The sequence below is a fragment of the Burkholderia dolosa genome (assembly GCF_902499135.1).
Taxonomy (GTDB): Bacteria; Pseudomonadota; Gammaproteobacteria; order Burkholderiales; family Burkholderiaceae; genus Burkholderia; species Burkholderia dolosa.
Window position 1 is genome coordinate 1 of sequence record NZ_CABVPR010000098.1, and the last position, 14,050, is coordinate 14,050.

Genomic DNA, 14,050 nt, shown 5'->3' on the forward strand with positions numbered 1-14,050 from the left:
ATGCTCGCGACGCGGCACGGCAGCGGGCGGCGACGACGGCTGCGATCGCGACGGTGGCTGCGATGCCGCCGCCGGCACGGCGGCCGACGTCGATACGCGCGCCGGCGCCTGCATCGCGCGCGCAGCGCCCGCGTCGGCGAGCGCGGCCGCGAACGCGTCGATTTCGGCCGGCGACACCGGCTGCGCATGCGGATCGGCGACGCGCACCAGCAGGTCGATGCCGGCCAGCAGCACGTCGACGTGCGCGGCCGTCAGCGCGATCGCGCCGACCTGCGCGGCGACGAAGCACTCCTCCATCCGCCCCGCGATATCGACGCCGAGCGGCACGCCCACGATGCGCGCGGCGCCTTTCAGCGAATGCGCGGCACGCATGCACGCGTCGAGCACGGCGGAATCGGGCTCGCCGGATTCGAGCGCGAGCAGCCGCTCGGACAGCGCCTGCGTCTGCGTGCGCGTCTCCTCGCGATACAGCTCGAGCAGCGACAGGTGGCTCAGATCGTCGTCGCCGTTCATCGCATGCTCCGCGCGACCGCGTCGAACAGCCGATCGTCGTCGAGCAGGCCGACGGACCTGCCGCGCCACGCGAGCACGCCGCGCGACAGGGCCGCGCTCGCGCGCCCGACCGTCGCCGGCACCGGAACCCAGTCCGATGCGCCGAAGCGCAGCACGCCTTCGACTTCGTCGACCGGAAACACGACCGGCTCGCCGTGATGCGCGGCGACCAGCAGCCGCGTGAAGCGGCCGTCGCCGTCGCGATCTCCGTTGCCGCTGTCGGCATCGAGGCCGAGCAGCGCGCCGATCGAGATCGCGATGCGCAGCGTGCCGCGAATGTTCACCACGCCGCGCACGGCCGAACGACGCCGATGCGGCAGCGAATGGATCGGCCGCGTGCCGGCGATCTCGCGCAGCACGCCGATCGGCAGCGCGAGCCATTCGTCGGCGACGCGAAACGCGAGCGCCGCGTGCTGCGCGTCCGGCTCGACGTGCGGCGCGAACGCGTGCGATGCGCGGGCGGTGCTCATCCGGCGCGCGGCGTCGGCCATTTCGGCGGCGCCGAGCGGGCGCTCGAGCAGCGTCGCCGCGCGCGCCGCGTAGACCGTGCAGTTCAGGCAGCGCAGGCATTGCGCGAGCCGTTCGCACGAGCGGTCGCCGCGCGTGCCGATCCGGTTCCAGCAATCGTCGACGTCGATCGTCGTGTCGTCAGCGGCGTCGCGGTTCATGGTGTCCTCTGATCATCCGGTGTCGGTTCCCACGCATGCGCGTCATCCGGCCGAGCGCCGCGCGCGCTCGAGCAGCCATTGCGCGCCGGCGCGATCGCCGCCGACGTCGAGCAGCGTCGCGAGATGCGTGAGCGCCTCGTGGTGCGTCGGCCGCAGATACAGCGCCTTCCGGTAGTAGTCGCCCGCCTCGGCCGCGCGCCCGCGCGCATCGGCGATCAATCCGTTCAGATAGAACGCGTCCGCATGCGGGCCGACGCGCGCCGAGAATTGCGCGAGCACGCGCTCGGCCTCGTCGAATGCGCCCGCGTTCGCGAGCGCCTGCGCGTGCTCGAGCGTCGGCGCCGTACCGTCGTCGGCGGGTGCGGCCGTATCGGCGTGCATGTCGGCCGGCGCGTCGAACCCGCGCACGCGCAGCGGCGCCGCGAACGGCTGCCGCCCGTCGCCGTTCCACGCCGGCGGTGCGACGCTCAGTACCGAGCGCGTCGCGGCGAGCGGCGCGACGCTCGCGCGCTCCGCGCGGCGGTACGGCGGCGGACCGGACGCCATCGATGCCCGGCGCGCCGCGTACGCGTTCGCCGCCACCGCGTCGGCACGCGCCCGGCGAAACGCGAACGCGAGCGGAATCCGCGCCGATTGCATCCCGTGCCGCATCGCGACGCCGGTTTCGGCAGGACCGACGAACAGCATTCCGTCGTCGGCGAGCAGGTTTTCGAGCGACGCGATCACGCGATCCTGTGCATCGCGGTCGAAGTAGATCAGCACGTTGCGGCAGAACACGAAGTCGTAGCGCATGCCGGTGTCGGCGTCCGGCTCGACGAGGTTGCCCTGCCGGAACTGCACGCACGCGCGCACGCGCTCGTCGAGGAGCCACCCGTCGGCGGCCGGCGCGAAGTAGCGGCCGCGGAATTCGATCGCCGTGCCGCGAAACGCGTTGCGTCCGTAACAGCCGCGCCGCGCGTGATCGATCGCACGCGCACTCAGATCGATCGCGTCGATCGCGAAGCTCGCCGGCTCGACCCCGGCGTCGAGCAGCGCCATCGCGGCCGAATACGGCTCTTCGCCGGTCGAGCACGGCGCGCTCAGCACGCGGATCACGCGCGTCGGCGCCGCGGCGATCCGTTCCGCCGCGAGTCGCGCGAGCGTCGCGAACGCCTCGCGGTCGCGGAAGAACCACGTCTCCGGCACGACGAACAGCTCGATCAGCGCGCGGCGCTCGTCGGCCGACGCGTTCAGATGCTGCCAGTACGCGTCGAGCGCATCCGGCGTCACCGGCGTGCGTGCCGTCGACGGCAGCCGCTCGCCGTCCGCGTGCTGCAGCGCATGCACGCGCTCGGCCAGCGCGCGGCTCAGGAAGTCGTTGCCGAGCGAATCCGGATCGATGCCGGTCTCGCGCAGCAGCCAGTCGCGGAACCGCGAATCGGACGCTTTCATGCGGTTGCCTCGCTGTGTCCGCGCACGCCGTCGAACGACGACAGGCCCGCGATGTCGTCGATCAGGCCGGACACCGACAGCTGCCGGACGATGCCGTCGGCGGTATGCGCGACCGGTCCGAGCCAGCGCGTACGCGCGGTCGCCACGCCGCTCGCGCGGAACGCCGCACGATCGAGCCGCATCGTCCGCGTCGCGCGCTCGACGATCAGCCCGATCGTGCGCGCGCGTCCGGCAGGCGCCGCGCGATCGCACACGATCACGAGCCGCGTCGAGCGCAGCGCGTGCGCACGACGCGCGAGCGCGAGCATCGGCACGTCGATCACCGGCACCGGCTCGCCGTCGCGCATCAGCAGCCCGGCGATCCAGCCCGGCGCGCCGGGCATCGCGCTGGTCGCCGCGAGCGGCAGCACCGCGTCGATGCACGCCGCGTCGAGCGCATAGCGCGCGCCGTCGAGCTCGAACGTGAGGAACAGCGCGTGCGCACCGTTCGGCGATTCGGCGCGCATTACGCGTCGACCTTGAAGCGCGACACGCTGGTACGCAGCTGGTTCGCGACGAGCGTCAGGTCGTCGATCGCCTGCGACGACTGGCGCAGCGACTCGGCGGTCTGCTGCGCGGCCTCCGACAGCTGCGACAGCGCCTGCGTGATCTGCTCGGCGCCGTTCGCCTGCGTCTGCATGCCCTCGTTGACCATCTGGAAGCGCGGCGCGAGCGTCTGCACCTCGGCGATGATCTGCGACAGCTGGCCGCCGACCTGCTGCACGTCGAGCATGCCGCGACGCACTTCCTCGGAGAACTTGTCCATTCCCATCACGCCCGCCGATACCGCCGACTGGATCTCCTTCACCGTCTGCTCGATGTCGAACGTCGCGACCGCCGTCTGATCGGCGAGGCGGCGAATCTCGGTCGCGACGACCGCGAAGCCGCGGCCGTATTCGCCGGCCTTCTCGGCCTCGATCGCCGCGTTCAGCGACAGCAGGTTGGTCTGGTCCGCGACCTTGGTGATCGTCGCGACGACCTGGTTGATGTTCAGCGCCTTCTCGTTGAGGATCGCGAGCTTCGCGTTCACCGAGCCGGCCGCGTCCATCACGCTGCGCATCGTCTCGCCCATCCGCGTGAGCCCGCTCTGGCTCACGCCCGCGAGCGTCGCGGACTGCTCGGCGACGCTCGCGACCTCGTTCATCGTGCGCAGCAGGTCGCGCGACGTCGCGAAGATCTCGCGGGACGTCGCGCCGATCTCGGTCGTCGTCGCCGCCGTTTCGTTCGCAGTCGCCTGCTGCTCGCGCGACGTCGCCGCGATCTCGGCCACCGACGTCGTGACCTGCAGCGACGACTGCTGCGCGCGCGACACGAGCTCGGTCAGTTCGTCGGCCATCCGGTTGAAGCCGGTCTCGAGCGTGCCGAATTCGTCGCGGCGGCGCAGGTCGAGGCGGTGCGTGAGGTTGCCGGTACGCATCGCGTCGTGCACTTCGACGAGCCGCGCCATCGGCACGGTCACCGCGCGGTACAGCGCGTAGCCGAGCATGAGCGCGGACAGCAGCACGATCGCGAGCGCGGTCGCGAGCACGACTTCGGTCGCCTGCACCGATTCGCGGATCAGCTTCGCCGACTGATCGGCGAACTTGCGGTTCTCCTGCACCAGCGTGTTCGCGTCGCGCACGACCTCGGTCCACAGCGGCACGACCTTCGCGTACGCGGCGACCGCGTCGTCGCGCGACACGCGGTGCTTCTGCATCGCTTCGTTCAGCTGCGGCACGTAGCGGTCGTACGCCGAGCGGAACGTCAGGAAGCGCTGGCGATCGTCGTCGCGGAACATCGCGTTCTGATAGTCGGTCGACAGCGATTCGATTTCCTTCAGCGCATCGGGAATCTTCGCGAGATCGCGCTGCGCGGACTCCGGATCGGTATCGACGAACGTCGCCTGCTGCAGCAGCGTGAAGGATTCGTTGACCGCGCCGCGCAGCGACGCCGCGAGATAGACGCCGGGCAGCGAGTCGCGCTCGATGCTGACGGCTTCGCCGTTGATCGCGCGCAGCCGCTCGTACGACACGCCGGCGGTCACCAGCATCAGCACGAACAGCACGCCGAAGCTGAGCAGGATGCGGTTGCCGAGCGTCAGCCGGCCGGCGCCGATCGTCGGATGCACGCTTTCATTGGTCGCACGGGGCGTCACGGTGGCCATGTTCGTTATGGGCCTTCAAAAATCAGCGTTGAAAAAACCGCGCTCGCGGCGCGGAGGCCGACACGGACGACGCGCGGCCGACGTGCGGGCCCGCGTCATCGATGCGCGTGCGCCGGCAGCCGAAGCGCGACCATGAAGCCGCGCGCGGTATTGCGCATCAGGATCTGTCCGCGATGCCGCGCGGCGGTCGCGCGCACGAACGCGAGCCCGAGGCCGAAGCCGCTGCGCGCGGCGCCGTGCGCGGATTCGAGGCGCACGAACGATTCGGTCGCGGCCGCGCGCTGCTCCGGCGCGATGCCGTCGCCGCCGTCCTCGACGCCGATCAGCCACGCGCCGTCGTCGCCGCTCAGCGTGCAATGCACGTCCGTTCCGGCCGGCCCGTATTTCAGCGCGTTGTCGATCAGGTTCGCGACCGCGCGCGTGAGCATCATCCGGTCGCCCATCGTCGCGCATTCGGTGTCGGGCACGCGCGTGACGATCCGGCTGCCGAAGCCCGACGCCTTCTCCCACAGCTGGTCGGCCGCATCGAGCACGATTTCGCCGAGGCTGACGGCTTCGTGCGCGCGGCGCTCCGACTGCGCGCGCGTCAGGTGAATGAAACCGTCGGCGAGCGCGAGCGCGCGCCGCGCATGGCCGGCGATCCGCTCCATGATCGCGGGCATTTCCCCATGTTCGGCGCGATAGACGTCGAGCAGCGCGAGGATCGACGTCTGCGGCGAGCGCATGTCGTGCGACAGGAAATCGAGCGCCTCGTCGCGCTGCCGCGACATCAGATACGAATTCGAGTGGTAGCGGATGCGGGCGGCGAGCTCCATCGCGTCGGGCAGCTTCACGAGATAGTCGTTCGCGCCCGCGATGAACGCCTCGCGCTTGACGATCGGCTCTTCCTTCGCGGACAGCACGATGATCGGCACGCGCGCGGTATCGGCGTGCGCGCGCCATGCACGGACGAGATCGAGACCGTCGATGTCGGGCATCACGAGATCCTGCAGGATCACCGTCGGCTTCACGTCGCGCGCGACCGCCATCGCGCGGTGCGCGTCGGTACAGACGTGCAGCCCGATATCGTGCTCGCTGCGCAGCGCGCGACGGATCACCTCGCCGACGAACGGCTGATCGTCGACGAGAAGGACCGATAAACCCGATTCGGGACAATCCAGGGGATTTTCACCGCTCGATTCTTTCATAAATACCGTTTCAAACGCCGCTTCTCCAATCGATTCTTTCATGAGAGTTGTTTATACGTCTTTGACGCTATCTTATTTTGGTGGTCGATAAACCCGCCAATTTTCGCTGACTGGCCCGTCAGCCTTGCCTCGCGGGGCTCCGGACATCGATTTTCCCCGTCGACGGCCGCATTACCTCCGCGCGCTTTCTCTCAATAAACATAACCGGCTGATTCTAAATGAAATTGGAACACAGCATCCATCTCAATCCGGTGCAGTTTTGCCAAATATGTAGAAATAGACCGATACGGATAAATCAGATCATTTCCGGAGTCGTCATCCGATAACGTTTTCAGCGGCGGCGCGAGCGGATTTGCATGCGGTGCAAACGGGCGATCGCGACCCGTATCGGCGGCGTCGAGCGGGATGCGCCGAAACGGCGGGCGGAGGGGGAAAGGAAAGCATGCGCGGCCGGCCGCGCATCGACACGACGTGCTGCGGGCCGGCGATGCGCAACGGCGTCGCGTCGCCGGCGGCGGTGCGCCGGCTCGCGTCGCGCTGCCGGTTCAGCCGCGCGCGTGGTGCGCGGACACTTCCTGCAGATCGAGATCGCGTTCGAGCGCGTGCAGCATCTCGTCATGGATGCGGCCCGAACGATGCAGACGCAACAGTTCCCTGCGGCCGGCCGCGATCGCCGCGAGCACGACGTCGTAGTGCGCGGCGCGCGCGCCGTCCGGGAACGCGGGCGCGTTCTTCAGACGCTCGGTCAGTTTCGCGCGGTACGTGTACTGCTCGAGCAGCCGCGGATGAATGACCGTGCCGTTCTCGTCGCGCACGAGCGGCTGGATCGCCGCGAGCTGCGCGGCCTCGATGTGCGCCCACGCCTGCAATTCGGTCAGATGATGCGCGGCGCGCTCTGCACGTTGCGGCAGACGCAGCAGCCGGATCAGCGGCCCGATCGTCGTGCCCTGCAGCAGCACGGTCACGAGAATCACCGCGAACGCGGCGACCAGAATCACGTCGCGGCCCGGCATCGCTTCGGGCAGCGACAGCGCGATCGCGAGCGTGACGACGCCGCGCATGCCGGCCCAGCTCATGATCGTCGCCGCCTTCCAGTCGGGCGCATCGCCGCGCCGCGCGATCGCGCGCACCGGCCATTTCAGCGCCTCGACCGCATAGATCCACACGAAGCGCGACAGCACGACCGCAACGAGTACCGCGAGCACCGGCGGCACCATCGCGCCGAGCACCTGTTCGAAACCGCCGAGCCGATGCAGCGCGCCGCGCAGCGACAGCCCGATCAGCACGAACACCAGCGCTTCGAGCAGGAACACGATCACCTGCCAGAACGCGGTGCCGCGCGTGCGCACGGCTGCCGAGAACACTTCGTGCTGGTGCCAGCCGACGATCATCCCGGCCGTCACCGTCGCGATCACGCCGGACACTTCGACCATTTCGCCGGCGATATACGCGATCCACCCGGCGAGCACCGCGACGGTGATCACCAGATAGTCGTCGTCGAGCAGCTTCATGAACCACACGACGAGCCGGCCGACGACGAAGCCCACCACGACGCCGCCGAGCCCGAGCTCCGCGAACCGCACGACCGCATGTTCGAAGCTGAACGCGCCGGTGAGCGCGGCCGCGACCGCGAAGCGGAACAGCACGAGGCCCGCCGCGTCGTTCAACAGGCTCTCGCCTTCGAGCAGCACCATCAGCCGGCGCGGCAGCGCGACGCGCTCGAGCACCGCTTTCGCGGCGACCGCGTCGGGCGGCGACACGATCGCGCCGAGCGCGAAGCACGCGGCCCACGGCAGCGCGGGCGCGACCCAGTGCACCGCGAAGCCGACCGCGAACGTCGTGAACACCACCGCGCCGATCGCGAGCAGCAGGATGCCGCCGACGTTGCGCTTGAACTCTTCCCATACCGAGAAATACGCGCCGTCCATCAGCAGCGGCGGCAGGAACACGAGCAGCACGAGGTCGGGGTCGAGGTTGACCGGCGGCAGGCCGGGAATGAACGCGATGCCGATGCCGCCGATCAGCAGCGCGGCCGCAGGCGGCAGCCGCAGCCGCTTCGCGACGTATTCGAGCGCGACGATCGCCAGGAAGGACAACAGAATCAGCTTGAATGCCGAGACGGGGGACATGAATCGACCTCGTGATGAATGAATGCGGGCGACGTGCCGGTGTCGTACCCCGGCCGTGCGTCGCGCGATTACATCACGATGCGGCGCTCGCAGTCGAGCGCGGTCCGCATCTGCGGCGAACGGGATCGGCAGGTCGGCGCGCCGCGTGGGCGCCGGCGGGCGTCGCGTGCACGCGCGGCCGCAAAAAAGCATGCGGGCCGGCGTGGCTGACGCCGGCCCGCGTGTCGCCCGATGTGCGCCCGATGTGTACCCGACGTGCGCCCACGTTACCGGCGCCGCACGACCATCAGTCGCGGCTCGGTCATGTCCTCGATCGCGTAGCGGATCCCTTCGCGGCCGAGCCCCGAATCCTTCACGCCGCCGTACGGCATGTTGTCGACGCGGAACGACGGCACGTCGTTGATCACGACGCCGCCGACCTCGAGCTCGTCCCATGCGCGCTGCGTATGCGCGAGCGAGTCGGTGAACACGCCGGCCTGCAGCCCGAAGTCGCTGTCGTTCACGCGCGCGAGCGCGTCGTCGAACCGGTCGAACTTCTCGAGGATCGCGACCGGCCCGAACGCTTCCTTCCGGTAAAGATCCTGCTCGCGGCCGACGTTTTCGAGCAGCGTCGCCTCGAACATCGCGCCGTCGACGTTGCCGCCCGCGACGATCCTCGCGCCGGCCGCCACGGCCACCTCCATCCAGCCGGCCAGACGCCGCGCTTCGGACTCGGAGATCATCGGCCCGACGAACGTCGACGGATCCTTCGGATCGCCCATCTTCAGCGAACGCGTCTTCGCGATCAGCTTGTCGCGCAGCGCGTCGTACAGGTCCGCGTGCACGAGGATGCGCTGCACGCCGATGCAGCTCTGGCCCGACTGGTAGTACGCGCCGAACGCGAGACGATCGACCACGTAGTCGAGGCGGTCGCGCTGGTCCGCATCGACGATCGCCGCCGCGTTGCCGCCGAGCTCGAGCACGACTTTCTTCTTGCCGGCCTTCTCCTTCAGCGCCCAGCCGACGGCCGGCGAACCCGTGAACGACAGCAGCCTGAAGCGCTCGTCGGTCGTGAACAGATCGGCGCCGTCGCGATGCGCGGGCAGCACCGAGAATGCGCCCTTCGGCAGATCGGTTTCCGCGAGCACCTCGCCGATGATCAGTGCGCCGACCGGCGTGCGGCTCGCCGGCTTCAGCACGAACGGACAGCCGGCCGCGAGCGCGGGCGCGACCTTGTGCGCGGCGAGATTCAGCGGGAAGTTGAACGGCGAGATGAACGAGCACGGGCCGATCGGCACGCGCCGCGTATAGCCCGTATAGCCTTGCGCGCGCGCGGAAATCTCCAGGTTGATCACCTCGCCGTCGATGCGCACCGCTTCTTCCGACGCGACGCGGAACGTGTCGATCAGCCGCGTCACTTCGCCTTTCGAATCGTTGATCGGCTTGCCGGCCTCGATGCACAGCGCTTCGGCGAGCTCGTCGAAGCGTTCGCGAAAGCGCGCGACGCAGTGATCGAGCACGGCCTGCCGCTTGTACGCGGGCAGCTCGCGCATCGGCCTCGTCGCGTCGACCGCGGCGCCGATCGCCGCATCGATCGCCTTCGCATCGGCAAGCGCGACGCGCGTCGCGACGTCGCCGCTGTACTTGTCGGTCACTTCGAGATCGGTGTTCGCATGGACGGCCTCGTTGGCCAGGTAGTACGGATAGGTTTCCTTCAGCATGGAGCGCTCCTTCCGGTTGAGGCGAATTCAGAGTTGCGCCGACAGGCGCTTGATCTCGCGATTGAGCACGCGCTCGTTGTCCGAATAGTCGATCGGCACGTCGATCACGTGCACGCCCGGCGACGCAAAGCATTCGCGCAAAAGCGGCTCGAGCGCGTCGGCCGTTTCGACGCGATGGCCGTGCGCGCCGTAGCTCTGCGCATACGACACGAAATCCGGATTCTTCAGCGTCATCGCGAAATCGGGGAAATTCATGTTTTCCTGCTTCCAGCGGATCATCCCGAACGCGTCGTCGCGCAGGATCATCACGACGATGTCGAGCTTCAGCCGCACGGCCGTTTCGAGTTCCTGCGAATTCATCATGAAACCGCCGTCGCCGCACACGGCGATCACCTTGCGCTGCGGATGCACGATCTTCGTCGCGATCGCCGACGGCAGCCCGGCGCCCATCGACGCGAGCGCGTTGTCGAGCAGCAGCGAGTTCGGCTCGTGCGCGCGCCAGTAGCGTGCGAACCAGATCTTGTACATCCCGTTGTCGAGGCACACGATCCCGTCGACCGGCAGCGCGTTGTACAGGTCGCCGACGATGCGCACCGGATACATCGGAAAGCGCGGATCGTGCCGCCCTTTCTGCAGATGCGCTTCGAAATGCTCCTTGATCATCGAGAAGCGCGCGAAATCCCAGTGCGGCTGCGGCGAAACCGCTTCCTTCATCTGCCACACCGCGTTCGCGATGTCGCCGACCACCTCGATCTGCGGGAAATAGACGGGATCGACCTGTGCGCCGAGAAAGTTCACGTGGATCACGGTCTTGTCGTCCGCGCGCATGAAGAACGGCGGCTTCTCGATCACGTCGTGGCCGACGTTGATGATGCAGTCCGCATGCTCGATCGCGCGATGCACGAAGTCGCCGTCGGACAGCGTCGCGTTGCCGAGCCACAGCGGATGCGTCTCGTCGATCACGCCCTTGCCCATCTGCGTCGTGAAGAACGGAATGCCGGTCTTGTCGACGAATTCGAGCAGCATCTTGCACGTGGTCTTGCGGTTGCCGCCCGCGCCGATCATCAGCAGCGGATGACGCGCGGCCTGGATCGCGTCGACCGCGCGCGCGACCGCCTTGTCCTCTGCGATCGGCCGCCGGCTGTAGCTGCGCGGAATCGGCTTGCCGTCGCCTTCCTCGTGCGCGATGTCCTCCGGCAGTTCGAGATGCGCGGCGCCCGGCCGCTCTTCTTCCGCGCGGCGAAACGCCTCGCGCACGGCCGCCGGGATGTTGCCGATCGACACGATCTGCCGCGTGAACTTCGTGAGCGGCTGCATCATGTCGACGACGTCGACGATCTGGAAGTGACCCTGCTTGCTCGACTTGATCGGCTTCTGTCCGGTGATCATCAGCATCGGCATCCCGCCGAGCTGCGCATACGCGGCGGCCGTCACGAAGTTCGTCGCGCCGGGCCCGAGCGTCGCGAGGCACACGCCGGTGCGGCCCGTCAGGCGGCCGTACGTCGCAGCCATGAAGCCGGCCGCCTGTTCGTGCCGGGTCAGCACGAGCTTGATCTTCGAGCGCCGCAGCGATTCGAGCAGATCGAGGTTTTCCTCGCCGGGGATGCCGAACACGTACTCGACGCCTTCGGCTTCCAGCGCCTTCACGAACAGATCCGATGCTTTCATGGGGACTCTCGGTTGATGCCGCATGCCGGCCTACGGCATGCAGACGCTTTTACCTACTGGACAGACCACGGCACTTCCGCCGCGCAGCGCGGCGGCGCCTCCGGATGCGGGAGACGAACGGATCCGACCGCGCGCAGCGGCACGCGCTGGCGGCAAAGACGCTTTCGATTGTAGACGTTATCGCGAAATTTCGAGTCGGGCCGGCCGCTGCGGCGCCGCACGTCCGCGCGGCGCGCCGCGATCGGGCGCCGTCGCCGGCCGCATCAATGCAGCCACGCGCCGGCCCAGCGCGGCACCAGCGACACCAGATACAGGCCGAGCCCGATCAGCCCGCCGACCAGCGTGCCGTTGATCCGGATGTACTGCAGATCCTTGCCGATGTTCAGCTCGATCTGTCGCGACATCTCGTGCGCGTCCCAGTTGCGCACCGTGTCGCGGATATGACGCATCAGGAAATCGGCGAAGTCCGGCGCCATTTCGTGCACGGCCTTCTCGACGTGTTCGTTCAGCGACGCGCGCAACGCGGGGCTGTCCGCAAGCCGCGCGCCGAGCCAGCCGCCGAGCATCGCGGCCTGCCGATGCAGCGCCGAATCCGGGCGCGCGAGATCGGCCTTCAGCCATGCGCGCAGCTGGTTCCACAGATCGCGCGCATAGTCGTTGAACGCGTCGCCGTCGCGGATGTAGCGCTTGATCTCGTCGCCCTTCTCGATGAACGCCGGATCGTGCTTCAGCCGCTCGGTGAGCCGCGCGACCGTGCGGTCGAAGCGTTGCCGCAGCTCGTGCTCGGGATCGGCCGCGACGCCTTCGAGCACGCGGCTCACCGCGCTCGCGAGCAGCCGCGCGCCGTTCTCGCCGAACCACTGCGTCGGCATGATCTTCTCGAACTTCGGATACTGCGTCTTCAGCCATTCGACGATGAAGCCCGCGATGATTGCACGGTTCTCTTCCTTCTCGAGCACATCGACCACCTGCGCGATCGCGTCGTCGAGCAGTGCCTGGTGGCGGCCGTCCTTCGTCAGCGTGTCGAGCAGCGCGCCCGCCGACTGCGACAGGTCGATCCGGTCGATCGCCGCGCGAAACGCGTCGCCGACGAACGACTGGATCCGCGCATCGTCGGTCATGTCGAGCGCGAAGCTCGTCAGCTTCGTCACGTAGCCGCCGAGCGCGTCGGTGTTGGCCGGCTCCGCGAGCCACGCACCGAGCTTCCGCGCGGGATCGTGCTGGCGAATCTGCGCGGCGAGTGCGTCGGGGCCGAGGAACTTCTCGCGCACGAACACCGCGAGGTTGTCGGCGATCTTGTCCTTGTTCTGCGGAATGATCTCGGTGTGGCGCGACACGAACGGAATCGGCACGCGGCGAAACAGCGCGACGACCGCGAACCAGTCGGCGAGCGCGCCGACCATCGCGGCTTCGGCGACGGCCTTGACGCCGTCGACCCACGGGCCGCGCGGCAGCACGATCGTCGTGACGAATACCGCGACCGCGGCCAGCAGCAGCCACAGTGCGCGGCGCTTGCTTCGTTTCAGTTCGAGGGCTTTGTCTGGCGTCATGGGCAACCGGCGAAACGGCGATGCCGATAATATGCACCGATCGCCGGAGCGCGACAAACGCGCGCGTCGCGCGTCGCGGGTCGTGCGCGGTGTACCGCGGCGTGAACGCGGTGCGCAATTCGGTGCGCAATGCGCCGCGCAATTCGTCGCAACGCCGCGCTGCAACCGTTACACCGCGGCGCCGCGACGCGCCGTCACAGAAACGTCTTCAGGTTCACCGACGGATCGGCGAGCCGCACCGGGTCGGGCATCGCGCCCGACGCGATCAACCGGCGCGATGCGCCGATGTCGCGCCCCATGTTCGCGGCCGCGACGGCAACGATCCTGCCGTCGTCGCCGAGCCCGAACACCGCGAACGAACCGCTCGCCGGATCGCCGCGCACGACTGTCGTGCGTTCGCTGCCGAACAGCCCGAGCATCTGCAGATTGCAGTCGTATTGATCGGACCACAGCCACGGCAGCTCCGCATACGCGTCGTCGGCGCCGAGCGCGTTCGCGGCCGCGACGGCCGGCTGGTTCTCCGCGACCTGCCACGATTCGATCCGCACGTGGCGGCCGAGCAGCGGATTGAAGTGCATCGTCACCTCGCCCGCCGCGAAGATCGCGGCGTCGGTCGTGCGGCAACCCGCATCGACGCGTATCCCGTCGGCGACGTCGAGCCCGGCCGCCTGTGCGAGCTCGACGTTCGGCACGACGCCGATGCCGATCACGACGACGTCCGCGTGCACGTCGCCGCGATCGGTATCGACGATCGCGCCGCCGTCCGGTGCGCGGCGGATCGCGCGCGGCAGCGTCGCGAGCGCGAACGTCACGCCGCGCGTATCGTGCAGCCGCCGCGCGAACGCGCCGATCGGCTCCGGCAACGCGCGCTGCAGCAGCCGCGACGCCGGATCGATCACCGTCACGTCGCAGCCGAGCTGGCGCGCGGCGGCCGCCACCTCGAGACCGATGAAGCCGCCGCCGAGCACCGCGACGCGGCGCCC

The 14,050-nt window shown here is 68.8% G+C and carries 11 protein-coding genes; all 11 read right to left on the reverse strand.

From position 1 onward, the window contains the following. Nucleotides 1-513 (reverse strand): Hpt domain-containing protein (locus BUB20358_RS26600; RefSeq protein ID WP_174905146.1); only part of this gene is annotated, 513 nt, incomplete at its 3' end. Then, the gene (locus BUB20358_RS26605) at nt 510-1,220 is read right to left on the reverse strand and encodes a chemotaxis protein CheW (protein ID WP_035973570.1); all 711 of its coding nucleotides are present in this window, start codon (nt 1,218-1,220) and stop codon (nt 510-512) included. The genes BUB20358_RS26600 and BUB20358_RS26605, both read right to left, overlap by 4 nt. Nucleotides 1,221-1,262: 42 nt before the next feature. After that, nucleotides 1,263-2,651 carry a CheR family methyltransferase gene (locus BUB20358_RS26610; RefSeq protein ID WP_035973568.1) on the reverse strand — a complete coding sequence of 463 codons (1,389 nt, stop codon included), beginning with the start codon at nt 2,649-2,651 and terminating at the stop codon, nt 1,263-1,265. After that, nucleotides 2,648-3,157: a chemotaxis protein CheW gene (locus tag BUB20358_RS26615; protein WP_006767010.1), complete on the reverse strand. Its 510-nt coding sequence runs from the start codon at nt 3,155-3,157 to the stop codon at nt 2,648-2,650. The genes BUB20358_RS26610 and BUB20358_RS26615 overlap by 4 nt, the downstream gene beginning before the upstream one ends. After that, nucleotides 3,157-4,833: a methyl-accepting chemotaxis protein gene (locus BUB20358_RS26620; protein WP_006767009.1), complete on the reverse strand. Its 1,677-nt coding sequence runs from the start codon at nt 4,831-4,833 to the stop codon at nt 3,157-3,159. Before BUB20358_RS26620 ends, BUB20358_RS26615 begins: the two co-directional genes overlap by 1 nt. Nucleotides 4,834-4,928: 95 nt before the next feature. Then, nucleotides 4,929-6,062, reverse strand: a complete 1,134-nt coding sequence (locus tag BUB20358_RS26625) for a hybrid sensor histidine kinase/response regulator (RefSeq protein ID WP_006767008.1) — start codon at nt 6,060-6,062, stop codon at nt 4,929-4,931. 503 nt (nt 6,063-6,565) lie between these two features. Continuing rightward, nucleotides 6,566-8,149 (reverse strand): Na+/H+ antiporter, encoded by a 1,584-nt coding sequence (locus BUB20358_RS26630; RefSeq protein ID WP_006767007.1) that lies wholly within the window; start codon nt 8,147-8,149, stop codon nt 6,566-6,568. Between the two features lie 266 nt (nt 8,150-8,415). Beyond that, the gene (locus BUB20358_RS26635) at nt 8,416-9,849 is read right to left on the reverse strand and encodes an aldehyde dehydrogenase family protein (RefSeq protein WP_006767006.1); all 1,434 of its coding nucleotides are present in this window, start codon (nt 9,847-9,849) and stop codon (nt 8,416-8,418) included. Between the two features lie 27 nt (nt 9,850-9,876). Then, nucleotides 9,877-11,517: an acetolactate synthase large subunit gene (locus tag BUB20358_RS26640; RefSeq protein WP_006767005.1), complete on the reverse strand. Its 1,641-nt coding sequence runs from the start codon at nt 11,515-11,517 to the stop codon at nt 9,877-9,879. Between the two features lie 263 nt (nt 11,518-11,780). Then, a complete protein-coding gene (locus BUB20358_RS26645) occupies nt 11,781-13,067 on the reverse strand; it encodes a DUF445 domain-containing protein (RefSeq protein ID WP_035973565.1) in 1,287 nt (428 codons plus the stop codon). Nucleotides 13,068-13,261: 194 nt separating this feature from the next. Next, on the reverse strand, nt 13,262-14,050 hold a 789-nt coding region (locus BUB20358_RS26650; protein ID WP_174905147.1), incomplete at its 5' end, for an NAD(P)/FAD-dependent oxidoreductase.

What these genes read in the sequence shown, in the direction of transcription:
- BUB20358_RS26605 (WP_035973570.1), bottom strand. Translation starts at nt 1,220, where the DNA reads ATGAACCGCGACGCCGCTGACGACACGACGATCGACGTCGACGATTGC.
- BUB20358_RS26620 (WP_006767009.1), bottom strand. Translation starts at nt 4,833, where the DNA reads ATGGCCACCGTGACGCCCCGTGCGACCAATGAAAGCGTGCATCCGACG.
- BUB20358_RS26630 (WP_006767007.1), bottom strand. Translation starts at nt 8,149, where the DNA reads ATGTCCCCCGTCTCGGCATTCAAGCTGATTCTGTTGTCCTTCCTGGCG.
- BUB20358_RS26615 (WP_006767010.1), bottom strand. Translation starts at nt 3,157, where the DNA reads ATGCGCGCCGAATCGCCGAACGGTGCGCACGCGCTGTTCCTCACGTTC.
- BUB20358_RS26645 (WP_035973565.1), bottom strand. Translation starts at nt 13,067, where the DNA reads ATGACGCCAGACAAAGCCCTCGAACTGAAACGAAGCAAGCGCCGCGCA.
- BUB20358_RS26635 (WP_006767006.1), bottom strand. Translation starts at nt 9,849, where the DNA reads ATGCTGAAGGAAACCTATCCGTACTACCTGGCCAACGAGGCCGTCCAT.
- BUB20358_RS26625 (WP_006767008.1), bottom strand. Translation starts at nt 6,062, where the DNA reads ATGAAAGAATCGATTGGAGAAGCGGCGTTTGAAACGGTATTTATGAAA.
- BUB20358_RS26610 (WP_035973568.1), bottom strand. Translation starts at nt 2,651, where the DNA reads ATGAAAGCGTCCGATTCGCGGTTCCGCGACTGGCTGCTGCGCGAGACC.
- BUB20358_RS26640 (WP_006767005.1), bottom strand. Translation starts at nt 11,517, where the DNA reads ATGAAAGCATCGGATCTGTTCGTGAAGGCGCTGGAAGCCGAAGGCGTC.